21 protein-coding genes are annotated in these 20,318 nt (G+C 60.4%); 6 read left to right on the forward strand and 15 right to left on the reverse strand.

Annotation, left to right across the window (positions count from 1 at the left end):
• The first annotated feature begins 29 nt into the window (after positions 1–29).
• Together QRN41_RS19025 and pdxH are read left to right on the forward strand one after the other, a co-directional pair.
• The gene (locus QRN41_RS19025; RefSeq protein ID WP_285421994.1) at positions 30–1,193 is read left to right on the forward strand and encodes an OmpA family protein; all 1,164 of its coding nucleotides are present in this window, start codon (positions 30–32) and stop codon (positions 1,191–1,193) included.
• Between the two features lie 28 nt (positions 1,194–1,221).
• Complete coding sequence (gene pdxH, locus QRN41_RS19030; protein ID WP_285421995.1) at positions 1,222–1,869, forward strand: pyridoxamine 5'-phosphate oxidase; 648 nt, start codon at positions 1,222–1,224, stop codon at positions 1,867–1,869.
• A gap of 36 nt (positions 1,870–1,905) precedes the next feature.
• Here pdxH and QRN41_RS19035 read toward each other — a convergent pair whose 3' ends face one another.
• Positions 1,906–2,166 carry a hypothetical protein gene (locus QRN41_RS19035; RefSeq protein ID WP_034137270.1) on the reverse strand — a complete coding sequence of 87 codons (261 nt, stop codon included), beginning with the start codon at positions 2,164–2,166 and terminating at the stop codon, positions 1,906–1,908.
• A gap of 157 nt (positions 2,167–2,323) precedes the next feature.
• Between QRN41_RS19035 and QRN41_RS19040 the strand changes: the two genes are divergently transcribed.
• Positions 2,324–2,788: an outer membrane lipoprotein gene (locus tag QRN41_RS19040; RefSeq protein ID WP_003189251.1), complete on the forward strand. Its 465-nt coding sequence runs from the start codon at positions 2,324–2,326 to the stop codon at positions 2,786–2,788.
• Between the two features lie 76 nt (positions 2,789–2,864).
• Here the strand turns inward: QRN41_RS19040 and nhaA are convergent, their stop codons facing one another.
• Positions 2,865–4,040, reverse strand: coding sequence for a Na+/H+ antiporter NhaA (gene nhaA, locus QRN41_RS19045; protein WP_034096286.1), 1,176 nt, complete (start codon positions 4,038–4,040; stop codon positions 2,865–2,867).
• A 218-nt stretch (positions 4,041–4,258) separates the two neighbouring features.
• On the opposite strand from nhaA, the gene QRN41_RS19050 reads away from it, so the two are divergent.
• Positions 4,259–5,353, forward strand: coding sequence for a PLP-dependent cysteine synthase family protein (locus QRN41_RS19050; protein ID WP_285421996.1), 1,095 nt, complete (start codon positions 4,259–4,261; stop codon positions 5,351–5,353).
• A 129-nt stretch (positions 5,354–5,482) separates the two neighbouring features.
• Here the strand turns inward: QRN41_RS19050 and QRN41_RS19055 are convergent, their stop codons facing one another.
• The 3 genes from QRN41_RS19055 to QRN41_RS19065 all read right to left on the reverse strand — a co-directional run bounded on the left by QRN41_RS19055 (position 5,483) and on the right by QRN41_RS19065 (position 8,572).
• Complete coding sequence (locus QRN41_RS19055; RefSeq protein ID WP_094064725.1) at positions 5,483–7,099, reverse strand: NAD(P)/FAD-dependent oxidoreductase; 1,617 nt, start codon at positions 7,097–7,099, stop codon at positions 5,483–5,485.
• 106 nt (positions 7,100–7,205) lie between these two features.
• Entirely contained in the window at positions 7,206–7,877 is a 672-nt protein-coding gene (locus QRN41_RS19060) for a COG3650 family protein (RefSeq protein WP_040267521.1), read from the reverse strand.
• Between the two features lie 95 nt (positions 7,878–7,972).
• Positions 7,973–8,572, reverse strand: coding sequence for a short chain dehydrogenase (locus tag QRN41_RS19065; protein ID WP_034112210.1), 600 nt, complete (start codon positions 8,570–8,572; stop codon positions 7,973–7,975).
• A 104-nt stretch (positions 8,573–8,676) separates the two neighbouring features.
• On the opposite strand from QRN41_RS19065, the gene QRN41_RS19070 reads away from it, so the two are divergent.
• On the forward strand, positions 8,677–9,585 hold the full coding sequence (locus QRN41_RS19070) for a LysR family transcriptional regulator (protein ID WP_285421997.1): 909 nt from the start codon (positions 8,677–8,679) through the stop codon (positions 9,583–9,585).
• Here the strand turns inward: QRN41_RS19070 and QRN41_RS19075 are convergent.
• The 9 genes from QRN41_RS19075 to QRN41_RS19115 all read right to left on the reverse strand — a co-directional run bounded on the left by QRN41_RS19075 (position 9,582) and on the right by QRN41_RS19115 (position 17,207).
• Positions 9,582–10,067 (reverse strand): DoxX family protein, encoded by a 486-nt coding sequence (locus tag QRN41_RS19075; protein WP_285421998.1) that lies wholly within the window; start codon positions 10,065–10,067, stop codon positions 9,582–9,584. The two genes, QRN41_RS19070 and QRN41_RS19075, sit on opposite strands and share 4 nt — an antisense overlap.
• Positions 10,064–10,840, reverse strand: a complete 777-nt coding sequence (locus QRN41_RS19080) for an HvfC/BufC N-terminal domain-containing protein (protein WP_285421999.1) — start codon at positions 10,838–10,840, stop codon at positions 10,064–10,066. The genes QRN41_RS19075 and QRN41_RS19080 overlap by 4 nt, the downstream gene beginning before the upstream one ends.
• The gene (gene bufB, locus QRN41_RS19085; protein WP_285422000.1) at positions 10,837–11,712 is read right to left on the reverse strand and encodes an MNIO family bufferin maturase; all 876 of its coding nucleotides are present in this window, start codon (positions 11,710–11,712) and stop codon (positions 10,837–10,839) included. The genes QRN41_RS19080 and bufB overlap by 4 nt, the downstream gene beginning before the upstream one ends.
• Before the next feature lie 26 nt (positions 11,713–11,738).
• Positions 11,739–12,032 carry a BufA1 family periplasmic bufferin-type metallophore gene (gene bufA1, locus QRN41_RS19090; protein WP_167416457.1) on the reverse strand — a complete coding sequence of 98 codons (294 nt, stop codon included), beginning with the start codon at positions 12,030–12,032 and terminating at the stop codon, positions 11,739–11,741.
• 177 nt (positions 12,033–12,209) lie between these two features.
• Positions 12,210–12,911, reverse strand: coding sequence for an ABC transporter ATP-binding protein (locus QRN41_RS19095; RefSeq protein WP_034137278.1), 702 nt, complete (start codon positions 12,909–12,911; stop codon positions 12,210–12,212).
• A 1-nt stretch (position 12,912) separates the two neighbouring features.
• Positions 12,913–13,680, reverse strand: coding sequence for a high-affinity branched-chain amino acid ABC transporter ATP-binding protein LivG (gene livG, locus QRN41_RS19100; RefSeq protein ID WP_034096297.1), 768 nt, complete (start codon positions 13,678–13,680; stop codon positions 12,913–12,915).
• Positions 13,677–14,930 carry a high-affinity branched-chain amino acid ABC transporter permease LivM gene (locus QRN41_RS19105; protein ID WP_094064719.1) on the reverse strand — a complete coding sequence of 418 codons (1,254 nt, stop codon included), beginning with the start codon at positions 14,928–14,930 and terminating at the stop codon, positions 13,677–13,679. Before QRN41_RS19105 ends, livG begins: the two co-directional genes overlap by 4 nt.
• Positions 14,927–15,850: a high-affinity branched-chain amino acid ABC transporter permease LivH gene (gene livH / locus QRN41_RS19110; protein WP_034096299.1), complete on the reverse strand. Its 924-nt coding sequence runs from the start codon at positions 15,848–15,850 to the stop codon at positions 14,927–14,929. The genes QRN41_RS19105 and livH overlap by 4 nt, the downstream gene beginning before the upstream one ends.
• 229 nt (positions 15,851–16,079) lie before the next feature.
• Positions 16,080–17,207, reverse strand: coding sequence for a branched-chain amino acid ABC transporter substrate-binding protein (locus QRN41_RS19115; protein WP_167416460.1), 1,128 nt, complete (start codon positions 17,205–17,207; stop codon positions 16,080–16,082).
• Positions 17,208–17,547: 340 nt separating this feature from the next.
• Between QRN41_RS19115 and QRN41_RS19120 the strand changes: the two genes are divergently transcribed.
• Positions 17,548–17,850, forward strand: coding sequence for a DUF2288 domain-containing protein (locus QRN41_RS19120; RefSeq protein ID WP_167416461.1), 303 nt, complete (start codon positions 17,548–17,550; stop codon positions 17,848–17,850).
• A 241-nt stretch (positions 17,851–18,091) separates the two neighbouring features.
• On the opposite strand, the gene QRN41_RS19125 is transcribed toward QRN41_RS19120, so the two are convergent.
• Positions 18,092–20,269 carry a hypothetical protein gene (locus tag QRN41_RS19125; protein WP_034137281.1) on the reverse strand — a complete coding sequence of 726 codons (2,178 nt, stop codon included), beginning with the start codon at positions 20,267–20,269 and terminating at the stop codon, positions 18,092–18,094.
• Positions 20,270–20,318 lie beyond the last annotated feature (49 nt).

A 20,318-nucleotide genomic window follows, 5' to 3' on the forward strand; every position in this document is an offset into this window, starting at 1 on the left:
CGTTTCTTTTCTCATTTTGTGGATATCTCATGTTATCGAACAAGTCCTTGGCTCTGGCGCTCTGCCTCACTATTACCGGATGTGCACAAACTCCACAAAATGATGCCGAAGGCGGGCATTGGTGGTCATTTGGATCGGATAAGACGGCTGCCAAGGACGCAGTAAGCCAGACCGATGCCAAACCGGACGCTAAACCCGCCGCCGGCGCCAAGCCTGCCGCTCCAGCTACCGCGGCTGCCCCTGCGCCGGCACCTGCCACTGCGGCACCGGTTGCCAAAGCCGACACCAGTTCCAGCTGGTGGCCATTTTCGTCCAAGAACACTGATGCCAAGGCCGCCGATGCCAAGGCCGACTTGAAAGCCGATCTCAAAGCCGCAGATCCGGCCCCGGCCCCGGCCGTCGCCAAGGCCGACACTGAAACTCACTGGTGGTGGCCGTTTGAAAGTAAACCCAAGCCACTGGCCAAGGTCGATGTGACCAACGTGCAGATGCCCGATCCGAAAATCACCCAGGCTTGGTTGGACGACTATGAGCCGCGCCTGCGTGCCGCCATCAAGGACAGCAACCTGCAACTGGAACGCCGCGACAACGTGCTGGTGGTCATTGCCCCTGTGGATGGTTCCTACAATCCTAAGCGCCCGGCGATGTTGTTGCCGGTGACCCTGGGTCCTTTTACCCGTGTGGCCAAAGCGGTTGAATCCGATCCCAAAACCGCCGTGCTGGTGCTGGGTCACGTTGATGCCACCGGCAGTGCCCCGGCCAGCCAGGCATTGACCAAGGAGCGTGCGCAGTCCATCGCCTCGATCTTCAGCCTCAGCGGCCTCAAGCAGGACCGCCTGATGCTGCGTGGCATGGGCGACCTGATGCCGCGCGCCGCCAACGACAGCACCCAGGGCCGCGCCCTGAACCGTCGCATGGAAATCATGTTTACCCAGCGCACCACCATGCTGGCACTGTTGAGCAAGTACAACTCGGGCAAAACCCCGCCTGTGGCTGAAATGGTCGCAGTGCAGAACGCGCCAGCCCCGGCTGCTCCTGCTGCCAAGGCTCCGGCCAAGAAAGCACCAGCTGCCAAGAAAGCCGCCGCCAAGCCTGCAGCCAAAAAGGCTCCCGCCAAGCCTGCCGCGAAGAAGCCTGCGCCAGCCAAAGCCAAGGCCGCTGCCCCGGCTACCAACGACCAGGCGAAAAACTGATCCGCTGAACCAGAAGGATGAAAGCCGCATGACCCAGGCACTGGCCGATATGCGTCGTGACTACACACGGGACGGTTTGAGCGAGGCCCAGGCCCCGATTGAGCCGTTTGCGCTGTTTCACCAGTGGTTTGCCGATGCGGTGAAGACCGAGCAGCCGCCGGTAGAGGCCAATGCCATGACCCTGGCCACGGTCGATCAGGACGGGCGGCCGCACTGCCGTATCCTGTTGCTCAAGGGCTTGGATACCCAGGGCTTTACCTTCTTTACCAACTACGAAAGCGCCAAGGGTCAGCAGCTCGCGGCGCGGCCGTTTGCGGCCATGACGTTCTTCTGGCCGAGCCTGGAGCGCCAAGTGCGTATCGAAGGGCGGGTGGTCAAGGTCACGCCACAAGAGTCGGACGCGTACTTCCAGGTCCGCCCTCTGGGCAGCCGCTTGGGTGCCTGGGCCTCGCCCCAGAGCCGGGTGATCCGTGACCGTGAAGAACTGCAAGAACTGCTCAAGGTCACCGAGCAGCGCTTCAGCGATACCCAGCCCGATTGCCCCGAGCATTGGGGCGGCTATCGCCTGCTGCCCGAGCGCATCGAGTTCTGGCAGGGCCGCGCCAGCCGCCTGCATGACCGTCTGAACTACCGCCTGCAAGATACTCAGTGGATCCGCGAGCGCCTGGCGCCCTGAGCTTCACCTTTCGTCACTTACGCTGAATGATGCCCTTCACCCCGCAGTCTCTGTTAAAGAGGCTTCGGGCGTGTAGCGCTGGGCGGCGTTCTTCAACCAGTCAGCCAAATCGCGGCGTTTGATCTTCAGCTGGCGGGCGCTTTCCAGCTGCTGCAGCATAAAACTGCGTTTGTGCGGATCGTCACCGGCCATCGACAGTGCCAGGTCGCGGTCAGTCCAGCGCCTGATTCGCACGTAGAGCCAGGCGTGGAAATACAGACCGGCAAGGGTTGTGACTAGAATGATGAAATAGTCCATGGATGTCCTGAGACGGAGGGCAGTGCTACCGTTCGTCGAGTTGTCTGGTGCGGGCTGTCTGTACTCAGGCTGAATGAAAGCAGTTTTTTGCCGGGCTTGCCGTGACAGGCGTCAAGCGGCAGCGTTTAATGAATACCTGTCCTTTGGAGTTGATGCTATGCGTAAGTCTGTTTTACTGGTTGCCTGCTTTACCACCTTGTCTCTGCTGTTGGGTGGCTGCGCCTCGAGTCTGACCGGCGACTCGTACTCCCGTGATGAAGCGCGTCGTGTACAGACCGTTCGCATGGGTACCATCGAATCCCTGCGTCCGGTGAAAATCGAAGGCACCAAAACCCCTATCGGCGGCGCTGCTGGCGCGGTCATCGGCGGCGTGGGTGGCAGCGCCATCGGCGGCGGTCGCGGCAGTATCGTCACGGCGGTGATCGGTGCTGTGGCCGGCGGCCTGTTGGGTTCGGCCACCGAAGAAGGTCTGACCCGTACCCAAGGTGTCGAAATCACCGTGCGCGAAGACGATGGCAGCATGCGCGCCTACGTCCAGGCCGTGCAGGAAAATGAAATCTTCCGCATCGGCGACCGTGTGCGCATCATGACTGTTGACGGTACCAGCCGCGTTACCCGCTAAGGGTTAATCAGGCGGTAAAGAAAAACCCCAACCGGGTCACCGGTTGGGGTTTTTTGTGCGCCGTGTACTTGGGTAATCAGGCTTTCTTGCGGCTCGCCATCGCGGTCACGGCATAGCCGATACAGGCCGCCAGGATCGACCCGGTCAGAATGCCCATGCGGTCTTCACCGGCAAACTCGCTGGCCCCTGGTACGAACGCCAAGGAGCCGACGAACAGGCTCATGGTGAAGCCGATACCGCACAGGATCGCCACACCGAATACCTGGCCCCAGTTGGCCCCTTCCGGCAGCGCGGCCAGGCCGGTTTTGATGGCCAGCCAGGTCAAGCCGAACACGCCGACGGTCTTACCGATCAACAGCCCGGTGGCGATGCCCATCGGCACATGGTGGGTAAAGCTTTCCAGGCTGACACCTGTGAGGGAGACGCCGGCGTTGGCAAAGGCGAACAGCGGCAGAATGCCGTAGGCCACCCACGGGTGCAGGGCGTGTTCCAGGGTCAGCAACGGCGAAGGCTCGGCGTTCTTGGTGCGCATCGGAATGCAGAATGCCAGGGTCACACCGGCCAGCGTGGCGTGCACGCCGCTCTTGAGTACGCATACCCATAGGATCAGCCCGACGATCAGGTAAGGCGCGAGCTTGATCACCCCCAGACGGTTCATCGCAATCAACGCCAACAGGCATGCGCCCGCACCGGCCAGGGCGGCACCGGACAGGTCGGTGGAATAGAACACGGCGATCACAATGATCGCACCCAGGTCATCAATGATGGCCAAGGTCATCAAAAACAGTTTCAACGACACCGGTACACGCTTGCCGAGCAGGGCCAGTACGCCGAGGGCGAAGGCAATGTCGGTGGCCATCGGGATCGCCCAGCCAGAAAGTGCCGCGGGGTAGTCCTTGTTAATGGCCCAGTAAATCAGCGCCGGCACCACCATGCCACCAATCGCCGCGGCGCCCGGCAGCACCACTTGGGAGGGCTTGGACAGGTGGCCGTCGAGCAGCTCGCGCTTGACCTCAAGGCCGATCAGCAGGAAGAACAGGGCCATCAGGCCGTCGTTGATCCACAGCAGGGCCGGCTTGGCGATTTGCAAGGCGCCGACCTGCGCCACCACGGGCACGTCGAGAAACGCGGCGTAAAGGTGCGACAACGGCGAGTTGTTGACGATCAGCGCCAACGCCGCAGCGGCGATCAGCAGCAGGCCACTGGCGGCTTCAAGCTGAAAGAAACGGGTAAACGTGCTACGCAGAGCCAAGGGATGCTCTCCAATCCAAGTTCAATAGGTGGCTACCCTAACCCGTACCGATAGTTGTTAAAACAAAAGTTATATTCTTATTTGTTATAAGCAGCGGTCGACAAAGGTATTGCGCCAAACACTAGCAATTGTGTGTCTGATTGAGTCCCCACTGTATCTGTGTGGAGTGTAGGAAACATCCTAAGATTGCGTTCAAAATCCTTGAGAGATCACCCCCGATGAGTGACCACCGCCCCTGGGCCCGCGAAGCCATTCGCATCATTGAAGCGGATTTCCAGCGCAGCGCCGACACCCACCTGATTCCCCTGCCGTTACCGGGCCTGCCGGGGATCGAGTTGTACTTCAAGGATGAGTCCAGCCACCCCACCGGCAGCCTGAAACATCGTTTGGCGCGCTCGTTGTTTCTGTATGCGTTGTGTAACGGCTGGCTCAAACCGGGCGCGCCGGTGATCGAAGCGTCCAGCGGCTCCACGGCGATTTCGGAGGCGTACTTTGCGCGGCTGCTCGGCTTGCCGTTCATTGCGGTCATGCCCGCCACCACCTCCCAGGAAAAAATCGCGCAGATCGCGTTCTACGGTGGCAAGAGCCATTTGGTGCAGGATCCGACCCAGATTTACGCCGAGTCCGAACGCCTGGCGCAGGAAAGCGGCGGTCACTTCATGGACCAGTTCACCTATGCCGAACGTGCCACAGACTGGCGCGCGAACAACAATATTGCCGAGTCGATCTTCCAGCAGATGCGCTTCGAGCAGCACCCCGAGCCGAGCTGGCTGATTTCCAGCCCCGGCACCGGCGGCACCACCGCCACCCTGGGGCGTTATGTGCGCTATCGCCAGCATTGCACCCGCGTGTTATGCGCCGATGCCGAACGCTCGGTGTTCTTCGACTTCTATCAGAGCGGCGACGCCAGCCTGCGCCTGGATTGCGGTTCGCGCATCGAAGGCATCGGCCGGCCACGAGTGGAGGCGTCGTTTCTACCGAAAGTCATCGACGCGATGGTCAAGGTGCCGGATGCGCTGTCCTTGGCCGCCATGCATTACCTGGCCGAGCGCCTGGGACGACGCGTCGGCGGGTCCAGCGGGACCAATCTGATCGGCGCGCTGATGGCCGCGCAGCAGATGAAAGCGGCGGGGGAGTCGGGCTCGATCGTAGCGATCCTATGTGACGGTGGCGAGCGCTATGCCACCACCTATTACGATCAGGCGTGGCTCGCGGCGCAGGGGTATGAACTGGGTGCTTTGATATCGGCCGTTGCCGCCAGTGTGGAGCGCGGCGAACCGCTGCCCGCCAGCGTACTGCGGGCGAATATTTAAGAGAGCAGCGGCAAGTCAGAGCAGACGCACTTGCCGCTTGCCGCTTGCCGCTTGCCGCTTGCCGCTTGCCGCTTGTTGCTTGCCGCTTGCCGCTTGCCGCTTACCGCTTGTTGCTTGCCGCTTGCCGCTTCAGCCCCATCTGGCCAACATATCCCGCGCCAATGCCTCGGCAATCCGGATCCCGTCCACGCCCGCCGACAGAATCCCACCGGCATAACCCGCGCCTTCGCCGGCCGGAAACAGACCTTTTACGTTCAAGCTCTGCATCGATTCGTTACGAGTAATCCGCAGCGGCGATGAGGTGCGGGTCTCGATACCGGTCAACACGGCATCGTGCAGCGAGTACCCCTTGATCTGCTTCTCGAACGCCGGCAACGCTTCCCGAATCGCTTCGATGGCGAAGTCCGGCAGTGCCAAGGCCAGATCGCCCAGGGACACCCCCGGTTTGTAGGACGGTTCCACGCTGCCCAGGGCGGTGGACGGCTTGCCCGCAATGAAGTCGCCGACCAGTTGCGCCGGTGCCTCGTAGTTGCTGCCACCGAGAACATAAGCGTGGGATTCCAGGCGCTCCTGCAGCTCGATACCGGCCAGCGGGCCGCCGGGGTAATCCACTTCCGGCGTGATGCCGACCACGATGCCGGAGTTGGCATTGCGTTCGTTACGCGAGTACTGGCTCATGCCGTTGGTCACCACGCGGTGCGGCTCGGACGTAGCGGCGACCACCGTACCGCCCGGGCACATGCAGAAGCTGTAGACCGAACGGCCGTTCTTGGCGTGGTGCACCAATTTGTAGTCGGCGGCGCCGAGTTTCGGGTGACCGGCGTACTTACCCAGGCGTGCGGCGTCGATCAACGACTGCGGGTGTTCGATACGAAAGCCCACCGAAAACGGCTTGGCTTCCATGTACACACCACGGCTGTGCAGCATGCGGAACGTATCGCGGGCGCTGTGGCCGAGGGCGAGGATCACATGCTTGGACAAAATCTGCTCGCCGCCATCGAGCACCACGCCGTTCAGTTGGCCGTCTTCGATCAGCACGTCGGTCACCCGTTGCTCGAAGCGCACTTCACCGCCGAGGGCGATGATCTGCTGACGCATATTTTCCACCACGCCGGTCAGGCGGAAGGTGCCGATATGGGGCTTGCTGACGTAGAGGATCTCTTCCGGCGCACCGGCCTTGACGAACTCGTGCAGCACTTTGCGGCCGTGGAACTGCGGGTCTTTGATCTGGCTGTACAGCTTGCCGTCGGAAAACGTCCCGGCACCGCCTTCACCGAACTGCACGTTGGACTCGGGGTTGAGCACGCTTTTGCGCCATAGGCCCCAGGTGTCCTTGGTGCGTTGGCGCACTTCCTTGCCGCGTTCGAGGATGATCGGCTTGAAGCCCATCTGCGCCAGCAATAGCCCGGCAAAGATGCCGCATGGGCCGAACCCGACCACCACTGGCCGCTCCACCAGATCGGCTGGGGCATGGCCGACCACTTTGTAGCTGACGTCCGGCGCCGGGTTGACGTTGCGGTCATCGGCAAACTTGCGCAGTAGCGCGGTTTCGTCACCTTTGACGGTCAGGTCGATGGTGTAAATAAAGCACAGTTCCGACGATTTCTTGCGCGCATCGTAGCTGCGTTTGAAGAGGGTGAAATCGAGCAGGTCATCACTGGCGATGCCCAGGCGCTGCACGATGGCAGGCCGCAGGTCTTCTTCGGGATGGTCGATGGGCAGCTTGAGTTCGGTGATTCGTAACATGACGGGATCCGGTGTGCGGCGTCTGGTAAGGCCGGCGGTTTTGCAAACCGGCGATTATAAGCCCCAACCTGGGTATCCCGTCATGCTAAAACAGCGCGGGCGCCGATCAATCGTCCCGCGAACCGCCGAAAGCCGCGCAGCCACGCTGGACTTTACCGTTGATCCGCAATTCGGCGCTCATGTGCTGCAGGCTGCCGCTGACGCTGTCCACGCAGCGTTGCGGGGCCACCCACAGTTCGATGTGTTCGTTATTGGCTTCGGTCATCAGGTTGAAACGGCCGTCGCCCAACTGTTCTTCCACATAGGGCACCGCCAGCGGTGGTTGGCCTTCGCGTTCGAGCACCATGCCCTTGGCCGCCACGTTCAGGGCCCAGGCCGGCTTGTGGCCGTTGGCGCGCAGGATCATGCGTTTAAAGTCCGGGTCGTTGCAGGCGTCGGTGGAACGTTCCACGCGGTACAGCTGCTGCAGCTCCACTTCGCCCTGGGCGCCGGCCGCCACGCCGGAAAACTTGCCACGCAAGTCGGCAAACAACGCCCCTTGCTGCCCGGCCAGCGCTGCCGCTTCCTGCAGGATACTGGTACCGCCGGTGTCCTTGACCACGTAGTTGCGCTTGTCGTTGCACGGCTGGAACAGCAGTTTGCCGCCATCGGCCGTGAGTTCGCCCTGCATGCGGGTCAACCCGGCGAGGGAGGGTTTGGCTGGCTCGCTTTCAAACATCTGGCAAGCGGCGAACAAAGGAAGCAAGGCGAACAGGGCAAAGGTACGGGCGGCACGCATAAAGGGTCTCCAGGCAAGTGCCGCCACGTTACGCAGGCTGGCGTTGCATCACAAGCCCACTCGCCAGCTTCAGGCAGTTCTGACAGACACTACAGTCAACCCACGATAAAGGTCTGGCCGGTCTGCAAGCCTTCGACACTTTTTGCGTAGGCCAATGCCACGTCGGCACCGGTGACCGGCTTGTAGCCACGGAAGTACGGCGCATAGCTGCCCATGGCTTCCACCAGCACCGTCGGGCTCACGGAGTTGACGCGCAGACCGCGCGGCAATTCGATCGCGGCGGCTTTGACAAACCCATCGATTGCGCCGTTGACCAAGGCCGCCGAAGCGCCGGTACGAATCGGGTCGCGGTTGAGAATGCCGCTAGTGAACGTAAAGGAGGCGCCATCGTTGGCGTACTCGCGACCGATCAGCAGCAGATTGACCTGGCCCATGAGCTTGTCACGCAGGCCCAGTTCGAAGTCGCTGTCCTGCATCTCGCCCAGCGCCACGAAGTTCACGCTGCCGGCGGCGCAGATCAGGGCGTCGAAGTTGCCGGTCTGTTCGAACAACTTGCGGATGGAAGCGCTGTCGCTGATGTCCACCTGGAAATCGCCGCTGTTGCGGCCGATGCTGATCACCTCGTGACGCTGAGCCAGCTCCGCCTTGACGGCTGAACCGACGGTGCCGTTGGCGCCAATCAATAGGATTTTCATGTTGCTATTCCTTCAAGGGCTGATTGAAGGGCCAGTCTAGGCTGGCTTTTGCATGGGATAAACGCGCTAATAGGCAACCTTTGGTTTTCAAATGGAAACAATCCATGAGCGAAATGGATGACCTGGCGGCCTTCGCCGTGTTGATCGAAGCGGGCAGTTTTACGTTGGCTGCCGAACAACTGGGTTGCAGTAAGGGGCAACTGTCCAAGCGCATCAGCCAGCTGGAAGGGCAGTTCAGCGTGGTGTTGCTGCACCGCACCACCCGCCGGCTCAGCCTGACTGCCGCCGGCGCGGCGTTGCTACCCCAGGCCCAAGCCTTGGTGGTGCAGGTGGAGCGGGCGCGTCAGGCCCTGGCGCGACTCAAGGACGACCTGGCGGGGCCGGTGCGCATGACGGTGCCGGTTTCCCTGGGGGAAACCTTTTTCGATGGCGTGCTGCTGGAGTTCACTGAGCGCTATCCGCAGGTCCAGATTGAGCTGGAGCTGAACAACCGCTACCGGGACCTGGCCCGGGACGGTTTCGATCTGGGGGTGCGCTCGGGGGCGATTGAAGATGAGCGCCTTGTCGCCAAACCGTTGCTGGCCTGGCACGAAGTGACCTGCGCCAGCCCGGCCTACCTGGAACGGCACGGCGAACCGCGAACTCCGGCGGACTTGGCCACGCACCGTTGCCTGCTCAACAGCCACTACAGCGGCCGCGAAGAGTGGCTGTACCACCAGCAACACGAATTGCTGCGAGTGCGGGTCAGTGGCACCTTCGCCTCCAATCACTACAACCTGCTGAAAAAAGCCGCGCTGGTGGGGGCGGGGATCGCCCGTCTGCCGTCCTACGTGCTGCCGGCAGAGCTGGCTGACGGACGTTTACGCTGGCTGTTGCGCGATTATCAAACGCGAAGCCAGCCGATGTACCTGGTCCACCCTTACCAGGGCGGCCTGCCGCGCCGCACCCAGGTGTTGGCCGATTACCTGGTGGAGTGGTTCAAGCGCAGCGGCGAGGCTCTGGACCGGCTTTAACGGTAGCGCCGTGCGATCAGGTGATCGATGGACAGACGCCCCGGCCCCTTGGCAACCAGCAGCAAAAGTACGGTGAGCCAGGTGCCGTGGGTTGGATAAGCGTCCGGGTAGACGAATAGTTGAATCACCAGGGTCATACCGATCAGAGCCAGTGCGGAGAATCGCGTGGCCAATCCCAGCAGGATCAGCAGTGGGAAAAAATGCTCGGCGAAGGCGGCCAGGTGCGCGGCCACTTCCGGCGACAGCAATGGCACCTTGTATTCGCTGCGAAACAGCGGCAGCGTCGAAGCCGCCAGGCGCGGCTCTCCCAGCTCGAAGGTGCCGTTGATCAGGTCAATGGCAAAACCCTGGACCTTGGTCTGCCCGGATTTCCAGAACACGGCGGCGATGGAAAAACGCGCGAGGAAGGCGATCAGGCTGTAAGGGATTTGTTCAAAAAGCTGGATGGCCCGTTTGATCAGGCACTGTGTGCGAGTGTTCATGGCGATACCTTTGAGTCCAGGTGTAAATGAGTGATGGCGTGATGGCTGATCAACAGCGTCAGGCATTGGTGCAGGTCGAAGTCATTGCTGGCCTCCAGGGCCCGTTCTACGGCGGTCTGCAAGGCTTCGCCCTGGGCAAGGTGCTGGATAAAGGCCACTGAACCTGCGTCGATGGCGAACACTTTGACTTCCAGGCCCTGGCGCAGGACCAGTGCGCTTTGGGCATGCCCGGGATCAAGGGCGGCCAGGCCGCCTTCGGTCTGATGCGCCGCCCACACCGCGACCACGGCATACGCCGAAGCCAGGGTGGCGACGCTGGGGTGCAGCCGCAGGCGCACCGTGCCGAGGTCGGCGCGGGCCTGCAGGGCAGCAAGTACGGTGTGCGGCTCCAGCGGGCGGTCATCGGCGGCGTGGTACGCGCGGACCCGCAGGCGTTCCAAGCGTGCGATATCCGCCAGGTAAGGCACGCTCGCCGCCGGTTCGAAGCCCTGGATAAAGTCGGCGAATGTGCTGCCGTATTCGCTGATCAGCGGGCTGGTGGGCGGGTACGCCTGCACGTAGAGACCGGCCATGGCTCGAAAGAACGCTTCGCCCACCAGTAGCTGCGTCACCGGGTACGCCACTGCCAGCGCGTTGATCAACCCGTTGTGCACTGTGTTGCGATGCACCGCGAAACGGCTGGCCGGGTCGGCGCCGTTGCCACTGAACAGGCCGTCTGGGCAGGTTTGGTCGGGCGCGAGCAAGGCCTTGGCGAAGGTGTCTTGATGGCTCATGGGCGCACCTGCGTTAACAGCCAATCGGCATGCCGGGCTTCAGCCAGCAGCACCGACAATGCGGGCACCTGATTGTCGCGTTCGATCAGTGTCGGTATCGGGCCGATGCGCGCCAGCACCTGTTCATACAACTGCCACACGGCGTTATCGACGGGCGCGCCGTGATCGTCGATCAGCAGGCGATCGCCGAGGCTGTCGGTGTCTTCGGCAAACCCGGCCAGATGAATCTCGCCCACGGCCTGTAATGGCAGTGCATCGATGTAGGCAGACGGATCACGTTGGTGGTTGATGCATGAGACGTAGACATTGTTGACGTCCAACAGCAGCCCACAACCGGTGCGACGGATGACCTCGGTGATGAAGTCGGTTTCTTCCAGGGTGGAACGCTCGAATTGTAGATAAGTCGACGGGTTCTCCAGCAGCATGGGCCGCTTGAGTGTGCTTTGTAGCTGGTCGATATGTTCACAGACGCGGTGCAGGGTGGCGCTGTCGTAAGCCAGTGGCAGCAGGTCATTGAGAAACACCGGGCCATGGCTGGACCAAGCCAGGTGTTCGGAAAAGGCTTGAGGTTGATAGCGCTCGATCAGCGCGGCCAAGCGCGCCAGGTGCGCGCGATTGAGCGAACCTTCGCCGCCGATGGACAGGCCCACGCCGTGCAAGGACAGCGGGTACCGGTCACGGATCAGCCCTAAATAGTGATGAAACGGGCCGCCGGCCATCATGTAGTTCTCGGCGTGTACTTCAAAAAAACCGAGGTCGGGGGAGGTTTCGAGCACTTCGATGAAGTGCTCGTGTTTCAGCCCCAGCCCGGCTCGGTCAGGCAGGCCGGGCGCCTGAGCCGGTGAGGACGTGTGCGCGAATATAGGTGTCATCGTCAGTACTCAGGCGCGGCCGGGTTTCAGGACTTGGCGGCGAACGCGGCTTCCTGGCCGAAACCGGTCGGCGAGGTGGTGCTAGGGGTTTGGGTACAGGTGCCGGCAGGTACCAGTTTCCAGGCATTTGCCTGATCCTTGGTTTTCGAAGTGCCGGCGCAGGAAGTGCCGGGGCCTGCGGCGCAATCGTTCTTGCCGGCTTCCGCGATGCCATAGCATTTCACGTCGTCGGCGGCGTGGGCGGTGGTGGTCAGGGCGGACAGGCTCAGGGACGAGCCCAGGGCGAGGATCAGCGCGGTGGCGGACAGTTTGGTGGTCATTGAATTATCTCCAGCAGTGGGTTGAGGAGCGGGCTTGAATGCCTGCTTGCACCACTAGAGGCGGGAGGACGCAGTTCGTTACAGGGGCGGGAGAATTAACTTCAAATAATGCAAAAAAAATGTGGGAGGGGTTGCCCCCTCCCACATTGATAGCTCGGTTCATGTAGCAACCGGGTGTTAACCGCCCAGGTACGCCTCGCGTACTTTCGGATCGGTCAACAACTGCTCGCCCGAGCCCTCCATCACCACCCGGCCGTTTTCCAGCACATAGGCACGGTCGGCGATTTTCAGTGCCTGGTTGGCGTTCTGTTCCACCAGGAACACGGTCACACCGTCCTTGCGCAGTTGTTCGATGATGTCGAAGATCTGCTGGATGATAATCGGTGCCAGGCCCAGGGACGGTTCGTCCAACAGCAGCAACTTGGGCTTGCTCATCAGCGCCCGACCGATGGCGAGCATTTGTTGCTCGCCGCCGGACATGGTGCCGCCGCGCTGGCTGAAGCGCTCCTTGAGCCGGGGGAACAGGTGCAGCACCTTGTCCATCTGCTCTTGGTAGTCGCCCTTGTCGGTGAAGAACCCGCCCATGGCCAGGTTTTCTTCCACGGTCAGGCGCGAAAACACCCGGCGGCCTTCCGGCACCACGGCAATGCTCTTGCGCATTATCTGCGACGACGGCTGGCCCACCAGTTCCTCACCCATGTAGCGGATGCTGCCGCTGTAGGCCTGTGGCGAACCGCACAAGGTCATCAACAGGGTAGATTTGCCGGCACCGTTGGCGCCGATCAGGGTGACGATCTCGCCCTGGCGTACTTCCACATTGACGCCGTGCAGGGCCTGGATCTTGCCGTAGAAAGTGGAAACGTTTTCGAATTGCAGCATTTTACGCTTCCCCCAAATAGGCTTTGATCACTTCGGGATTGTCGCGGATCTGCTCCGGGGTCCCGTCGGCCAGCGGCGTACCCTGGTTGATCACCACGATATGGTCGGAAATGCTCATGACCAGTTTCATGTCGTGCTCGATCAGCAGCACCGTCACGTTGTTTTCCTCGCGCAGCACGCTGATCAGCGCCTTGAGGTCTTCGGTCTCCTTGGGGTTCAGGCCGGCGGCTGGTTCATCGAGCATGAGAATCCGCGGGCGGGTCATCATGCAGCGGGCGATTTCCAGGCGACGTTGCTGACCGTAGGCCAGGGTGCCGGCGGGACGGTTGGCAAACTCGGTGAGGTTGACCTTGTCCAGCCAGTACGCGGCGTATTCCATGGCCTCGCGTTCGCTTTTGCGGAACCCCGGGGTCTTGAACAGGCCGGCAAAGAAGTTGGTGTTCAGGTGACGGTGCTGGGCAATCAACAGGTTCTCGACGGCGGTCATGTCCTTGAACAGCCGCACGTTCTGGAACGTGCGCACCACGCCTTTGCGGGCGATCTCGTGGCCGGCCAGGCCCTGGATCGGTTGGCCGTCCAGCAGGATGCTGCCGCCGCTCGGTTTGTAGAAACCGGTAAGGCAGTTGAACACCGTGGTCTTGCCGGCGCCGTTGGGGCCGATCAATGCCACGACCTGTTTCTCTTTTACGGTCAGGGCTACGCCGTTGACCGCCAGCAAGCCGCCGAAGCGCATGCTCAAGTTTTCGACTTTCAGGATCTCGCGGCTCATTTGCGCAGCTCCATGTGTGGACGTTGCATGGGCAGCAGGCCTTGAGGTCGCCAGATCATCATCAGCACCATCAGGGCGCCGAACATCAACATGCGGTATTCGCTGAACTCACGCATCATTTCCGGCAGCAGGATCATCACGATCGCCGCCAGTATCACGCCCAACTGCGAGCCCATGCCACCCAGTACCACAATGGCGAGAATGATCGCCGACTCGATAAAGGTGAACGACTCCGGCGTCACCAAGCCTTGGCGCGCGGCGAAGAAGCTGCCGGCGAAACCGGCGAACGCAGCACCCAGAGTAAACGCGGAGAGCTTGATGATGGTCGGGTTCAGGCCGAGGGCACGGCAGGCGATTTCATCTTCGCGCAGCGCTTCCCAGGCACGACCGATCGGCATGCGCAACAGGCGGTTGATCACGAACAGCGCGGCCAGAGCCAGCAGCAGGGCGACCAGGTAGAGGAACACCACTTTGCTCACCGGGTTGTAGTCGATCCCGAAGTATTCGTGGAACGTCTGCAGGCCTTCGGCGGCGTTACGGTCGAACGACAGCCCGAAGAACGTCGGCTTGGGGATGCTGCTGATGCCGTTGGGGCCGCCGGTGATGTCGGTGAGGTTACGCAGGAACAAGCGGATGATTTCACCGAAGCCCAGGGTCACGATGGCCAGGTAGTCACCGCGCAGGCGCAGCACCGGGAAGCCCAGCAGGAAGCCGAACGTCGCCGCCGCCATGCCCGCCAACGGCAGGCAGATCCAGAAGCTCCAGCCCAGATAGTGCGACAGCAGCGCATAGGTGTAGGCACCCACCGCGTAGAAGCCCACATAACCCAGGTCGAGCAGGCCAGCCAGGCCCACCACGATGTTCAGGCCCAGGCCCAGCAACACGTAGATCAGGATCAGGGTGGCGATGTCCACCGCGCCGCGCGAGCCGAAGAATGGCCAGATCAATGCGGCCACGATCAGGCCGACGATGATGTAGCGCTGGGTACGCGGCAAGGTCAGGAATTGGCTGACCTTGGGCGATACCAGTGGGCCACGGTTGCCTTTGAACAAGGCGCCGACCTGCTGGGTGAACAGCACGCGCAGGAACATCAGCACCGAGCACAGGGCAATGATGGTCAAGGTCACGGGACCGGTGCCATGCACTTCCAGGTTGATGCCGACAATGCTCAGCTTGAGGCCGAGGACCGGGAATGCCACGGCCCATACCAACAGGGCGCTGAAAAACGCCGATTTAAGATATCTGCTCATACTTTCTCAACCTCCGGACGGCCCAGGATGCCGGTCGGACGGAACAACAACACCAGGACCAACAGGCCGAACGCCACGACGTCCTTGTACTGGTCGCCGAAGATATCGGCGCCAAACGCTTCGGCCACACCCAGCACCAACCCGCCGAGCATCGCGCCCGGGATACTGCCGATGCCGCCCAATACCGCCGCAGTGAAGGCCTTGAGGCCCACCAGGAATCCGGCGTTGGGGTTGATCACGCCGTACTGCATGCTCAGCAGCACCGCCGCGACGGCAGCCAGCGCGGCACCGATCACGAAGGTCAGGGCGATGATGTTGTTGGTATTGATGCCCAACAGGTTGGCCATCTTGATGTCTTCGGCGCAGGCCCGGCAGGCGCGCCCCAGACGGGAGCGAGAGATAAACACGGTCAAGCCCAGCATGGCCACCAGCGTGACCACGAAGACCAGAATCTGCATGTAGGAAATCAGGACTTCTTCCGCGCCGCCCGGGCCGAAGGAGATGCTCCCCGGGATCAGGTTGGGGATGGATTTATCCTTGGAGTCCTGGGACAGCAATACAGTGTTCTGCAGGAAAATCGACATGCCGATGGCGGAAATCAGCGGGATCAAACGGTTGCTGCCGCGCAAGGGGCGGTACGCGACGCGTTCGATACTGTAGCCATAGGCACTGGTTACGACGATCGATGCAATAAAGGCAGCGGTCATCAACAGCGGCAGGGAGTGGATACCCATCATGGCCAGCCCGGCAAGGGCGATGAAGGCCACGTAGGAACCAATCATGTAAACCTCGCCATGGGCGAAGTTGATCATTCCAATGATGCCGTAAACCATTGTGTAGCCAATGGCTATCAAGGCATAGGTGCTGCCAATGGTCAGGCCATTAACCAGCTGTTGGAAAAAATGATAGATCTCAGGCATTACAGCGCTCCTAAAAACCCGATACGCATTTCACTGGTGGAGTCATGTTCCGGCCCCGTGCTGTGTTCTGTGAGCACATTTGCACGTAGCGTTTGCCAGCGAACCGCTGGTGACGGTTTTAAGATTTTCAGGTGAGCCAGCGCCCGGATCGCGGGTGACATGGCCCATAAACCTCGTAAAACAAAGCCCACTGCTTTCACAGTGGGCTTGTTGACCAGTAACGCCTGGCTTACTGAGGGGAAACTTCGGTTTTAGGCTTGCCGAAGTGCCACTGGTAGACCACGAACTTGAAGTCTTTCAGGTCGCCCTTTTCGTCAAAGCTCAGGTCGCCGGTAGGCGTCTTGAAAGTGCCCGCGTGGATGGCTGCAGCCACTTTGGCGGTGTCTTCGCTCTTGGCGGCTTTGATGCCACCCGCGATGACTTCGATGGCCGAGTAGGCTGGGAACACGAACGGACCGGTTGGATCCTGCTTGTTCTTGGTGAACTCTTCCACGATGGCTTTGTTGGCAGGGTCGGTGTCGAAGGACTTCGGCAGGGTCACCAGCAGGCCTTCGGAAGCGTCCTGGGCGATTTGCGAAATGGAGTCGTTGCCGACGCCTTCCGGACCCATGAACTTGGCGTTCAGGCCTTTTTCTTTGGACTGGCGCAGGATCAGGCCCAGCTCTGGGTGGTAGCCGCCGTAGTAGACGAAGTCGACGTTGGCTTGCTTGAGCTTCTGGATGATCGAGGAGAAGTCTTTATCGCCAGCGTTCAGGCCTTCGAAGACGGCTACTTTTACGCCTTTCTTCTCGAGGGTCTGCTTGACGGCGGTGGCGATGCCTTCACCGTATTGCTGTTTGTCGTGCAGTACCGCAACGACTTTCGGTTTCACGTGGTCGGCGATGTAGTTACCGGCCGCAGGGCCCTGGGCGCTGTCCAGACCGATGGTACGGAAGATCATCTTGTAGCCACGGGTGGTGATTTCCGGGCTGGTGGCTGCCGGGGTAATCATGATGACGCCTTCGTCTTCATAAATATCCGAGGCGGGTTGGGTGGAGCTGGAGCACAGGTGGCCGACTACGAATTTGACGCCGTCGTTGACCACTTTGTTGGCTACGGCCACGGCTTGCTTGGGATCGCAGGCGTCGTCGTATTCCTTGGCTTCGAGCATCTTGCCGTCCACACCGCCTTTGGCGTTGATATCGGCGATGGCCTGCTTGGCACCCATGAACTGCATGTCGCCGTACTGGGTCACAGGGCCGGTTTTAGGGCCGGCGATGCCGATCTTGATGGTGTCGGCTGCGAACGAATGGCCGGCAACCCCAGCCAGGACCATAGCGGCAAACAGTTTGGAAATCTGCTTAGTAGCCTTATTCATAGTGCTCCACTCTTACTGTTGTATTTTTTATAGTTCTGGCGGCCTTGTGAGCTGCTGAACCGGATCGGATATCTCGGATATCCCCCCGGCAACCGCCTGGCAACTGTACCGGTACAGTGTAGAGCGCCGGTTGATCGCTTGAAAAGCTGGCTGCCAGGGGCAAATCCGGGGGTGTCGCTTAAATGAAAGAAAAAGACAGAATTGCGGCGGGGTAATGCCTGTATCTCGCGCATTCCTTGGCTTTCCTAACACTTTCAATCGATGAAGCATTTGCAACCGGGTTTTTCTGCCTGAAGCGTGACGCTATGATTGCGCCGATTTTTTCTTCAGGTGAACTCCCATGACGCAAGAACCTAGCACCCTCTATGCCAAGCTGCTCGGTGAAACCGCCGAAATCTCCTGGAAGGAGCTTGAACCGTTCTTTGCCAAGGGTGCCCTATTGTGGGTCGACTCCTGCCTGGATTTGATCGAGGCCGCTGAGGGAATGGCCGAGGACAATCGCGACAAAGTCGCTGCCTGGCTGGCCGCGGGCAGCCTCGGCGAAGTGTCTGCGCCGCGGGCATTGGACTTGGTGGAGCGTGATCCAAGCCTATGGGCGGTGGTGGTTTCGCCGTGGATTCTGATCCAGGAAAGGGCGTCGTAAGAAAACTCTGCACGAGAATGGTGCGTACTTTCGGCTCGCAGAAGTGTGTAGCGGAGTAACCGCTGGCGGCGTGATGGCATCTTGCCGTAGAGAAAGGTCACAGCCGAGGGTGACGTGCACGTCACGGGAACAGTTTCAGAGGGCTAGGAAGGCCTGGGCAATTGTTTCCAAGTATGCCAATGAAATGAAGGCCTTCATTCAAAGCGCCATCGCGGACCCGCCGCGATGGCATCGCCTCACGTCAGCCGGTCTTGCCGGTATGGTTGTTCAACGAGATCACCTTGGTCTTTCCGATCCGGTGACGGTAAATCTCACGCAGGTACTTGATCGCCTTTTTCACGCAATCCCGTGACAGGCGAATGTCATTGATCGACACGAACTTCTCTTTGTCGTTGATCAGCTCGCGGTACTTCTTCTCGTACATCGGTTTGATCGCGTACCAGTTGGTATCGAGGATCTTCGCCGGGTTTTCAAACTCATTGAGCAACTCGTCGATACGGTCTTCGTCGAAATCCTCGTGGATGATGAAGTCCAGGATCGAGTTGTCCAGGGTGTCGTCGAAACGATACGGATTGCGCGCAAAGCAGCGTTTGATAAACGCCACGATCAAAGTGAGGAAGTCGTCCGACAGGCACGGGCTCTTGGCGATCAGGGTGGTCAGCGACAGGTTGGCCGACGCGCCGATCACCAGGGCATAGCGCTTGAGCGTGGTGTTGGGGAACAGGCTGTTGAGGTGAGTCTTGAGCCGATTCAGGTCCATATAGGACAGCTTGTAGTCCTTGGGCAGCGAGACGATCGACACCACCGACGAGCAGTTCTTGAAGAAGTGCAGGTCGTGCAGCGCCGCCGCGTCATAGCCGGAGTTCTTGTATTGCTCCAGCGACGCCTTGTAACGCTTGGATTCGATAGGCAACAGGCTGATGCCTTCGATGGCCTGGGTGACTTTATTGAAGTGCGGCAAATCGATGGAGCGGAAGAACAGGTCGTCGATGTTCAGGCGCTGGGGTTCTTTTTCAAACACCTTGAACTTGTCATTCGACGGCGCCGGGGTTTCCGGGACCACGGATTCGGCGTAGGCAATCGCCACCGGGCCGGCCAGGCTCATAAACAGGTCGTTGGCATCCAGGCGAATGGTTTCGCCGATGTCGATACCGGCGCGGCGGAAGTAGTTCTGGTCGTAGTCGGTGGTCACCGCCTGGGCCGTGAGGATGTTGAAGATCTGCTGGGAGATGTACTGGTTGGCGTGTTTCTCCATGGCATTGACATCAATGTTCTGGATATTGCCGTCGTCGCTCTCTTCGGCGTAACGCATGATGTCGTTGGAGATCAGCATCATGGCGTTCCACGGCCGGATGCGGCCCTTCACGCTGGCTTCGCTGCTGTCTTCATTGGCGAAGTTGTACGAGAAGTCCCATTCTTCGGAAAGGTATTTGCACAGCAGGCGCCCGGCGTTGATGTGCAAGGCTTCGGACATTTCGCTGCGGTGGTCGGAAATATTCGGCAGTACGCAAATGCCGCTGGTGAAGATCGGCTCGAATACAAAGGCATGTCCGCTCTTGCTGTCGTGCTCGTCGGCGGGTTTGGTGTCGAACGTTTTGTTCATGTACGAGTGTTGTTGGGCCAGGCCGAATTCGGACGCCATCCCCGAGCCGGTGCCGCCGCCGGCGCTGAAAATCGAAAAATACAGGCGCGACTGGTTGGCTTTGATGCCGCAGGAGTCGATGAGGTACGAGTGGATCATCTTCCAGTCGGGGCTGGAGAAACGCTGGGTATCTTTGTTGAGGATGATCTTGGCCAGGTACTGGCCGAGGATCGGGGCGTTACCGGCGCCGCCGGCATGCACTTCCGACAGGTCCATGATTTTCATTTTGCTGTAGTCGCGCAGGAAGCCGCTCTTTTCGTTCTTGCGCGAGAAGCGAATGCGCCCGGCGATGTCCTTGTCCAGATCGCCCAGCATTACCAGCGGTTCCACCAGGAATACCGGTTTGCTGGCCTTGCCGTTGCCCAGGCGCAGGTTATTGCGAATCCATTGGGCTGGGCTGTAACCCTTATCGATCGACTTGTCTTCGGTGCTGAATTCGTTCAGGTAAAACTTGCGCGCGTTGTATACCAGCTCTGCCACATCCAATGCGATGTTCGAACCGCAGCGGCCCAGACCGATCAGGCACACCGAGGGGAATTCCTGCTCGCTGTGCTGCTCGCCATCGCCTTCGGCGTGGGGCGGGCGCGGGAACACCATGTCGCGCAGGCCGTCGAGGTTATCGAGGATGCGGTCGGTGTTGGTTTCGGTGAAGTACAAATACTGCTGAGTGGCCAGCGCGGAGGGGGTGCTCAATGACTTTGAACCTGAGGTTTTTTCCGCAGGAGCTGTGAGCAACACGTCGGATACCACGTTGGCAGAGTTATTTTTAGAAGTCATTGTGCGCCATGTGCCTGGGCGGATGGCTGAGGTGAATCAAAAGGCCATC

Source organism: Pseudomonas sp. efr-133-TYG-23 (assembly GCF_030209215.1).
Lineage (GTDB): Bacteria > Pseudomonadota > Gammaproteobacteria > Pseudomonadales > Pseudomonadaceae > Aquipseudomonas > Aquipseudomonas rhodesiae.

Excerpts from the sequence above, each read along its gene's own strand:
- QRN41_RS19025 (WP_285421994.1), top strand. The coding sequence starts at position 30 with ATGTTATCGAACAAGTCCTTGGCTCTGGCGCTCTGCCTCACTATTACC.
- pdxH (WP_285421995.1), top strand. The coding sequence starts at position 1,222 with ATGACCCAGGCACTGGCCGATATGCGTCGTGACTACACACGGGACGGT.
- QRN41_RS19035 (WP_034137270.1), bottom strand. The coding sequence starts at position 2,166 with ATGGACTATTTCATCATTCTAGTCACAACCCTTGCCGGTCTGTATTTC.
- QRN41_RS19040 (WP_003189251.1), top strand. The coding sequence starts at position 2,324 with ATGCGTAAGTCTGTTTTACTGGTTGCCTGCTTTACCACCTTGTCTCTG.
- QRN41_RS19050 (WP_285421996.1), top strand. The coding sequence starts at position 4,259 with ATGAGTGACCACCGCCCCTGGGCCCGCGAAGCCATTCGCATCATTGAA.
- QRN41_RS19055 (WP_094064725.1), bottom strand. The coding sequence starts at position 7,099 with ATGTTACGAATCACCGAACTCAAGCTGCCCATCGACCATCCCGAAGAA.
- QRN41_RS19060 (WP_040267521.1), bottom strand. The coding sequence starts at position 7,877 with ATGCGTGCCGCCCGTACCTTTGCCCTGTTCGCCTTGCTTCCTTTGTTC.
- QRN41_RS19065 (WP_034112210.1), bottom strand. The coding sequence starts at position 8,572 with ATGAAAATCCTATTGATTGGCGCCAACGGCACCGTCGGTTCAGCCGTC.
- QRN41_RS19070 (WP_285421997.1), top strand. The coding sequence starts at position 8,677 with ATGAGCGAAATGGATGACCTGGCGGCCTTCGCCGTGTTGATCGAAGCG.
- QRN41_RS19075 (WP_285421998.1), bottom strand. The coding sequence starts at position 10,067 with ATGAACACTCGCACACAGTGCCTGATCAAACGGGCCATCCAGCTTTTT.
- QRN41_RS19080 (WP_285421999.1), bottom strand. The coding sequence starts at position 10,840 with ATGAGCCATCAAGACACCTTCGCCAAGGCCTTGCTCGCGCCCGACCAA.
- bufB (WP_285422000.1), bottom strand. The coding sequence starts at position 11,712 with ATGACACCTATATTCGCGCACACGTCCTCACCGGCTCAGGCGCCCGGC.
- bufA1 (WP_167416457.1), bottom strand. The coding sequence starts at position 12,032 with ATGACCACCAAACTGTCCGCCACCGCGCTGATCCTCGCCCTGGGCTCG.
- QRN41_RS19095 (WP_034137278.1), bottom strand. The coding sequence starts at position 12,911 with ATGCTGCAATTCGAAAACGTTTCCACTTTCTACGGCAAGATCCAGGCC.
- livG (WP_034096297.1), bottom strand. The coding sequence starts at position 13,680 with ATGAGCCGCGAGATCCTGAAAGTCGAAAACTTGAGCATGCGCTTCGGC.
- QRN41_RS19105 (WP_094064719.1), bottom strand. The coding sequence starts at position 14,930 with ATGAGCAGATATCTTAAATCGGCGTTTTTCAGCGCCCTGTTGGTATGG.
- livH (WP_034096299.1), bottom strand. The coding sequence starts at position 15,850 with ATGCCTGAGATCTATCATTTTTTCCAACAGCTGGTTAATGGCCTGACC.
- QRN41_RS19115 (WP_167416460.1), bottom strand. The coding sequence starts at position 17,207 with ATGAATAAGGCTACTAAGCAGATTTCCAAACTGTTTGCCGCTATGGTC.
- QRN41_RS19120 (WP_167416461.1), top strand. The coding sequence starts at position 17,548 with ATGACGCAAGAACCTAGCACCCTCTATGCCAAGCTGCTCGGTGAAACC.
- QRN41_RS19125 (WP_034137281.1), bottom strand. The coding sequence starts at position 20,269 with ATGACTTCTAAAAATAACTCTGCCAACGTGGTATCCGACGTGTTGCTC.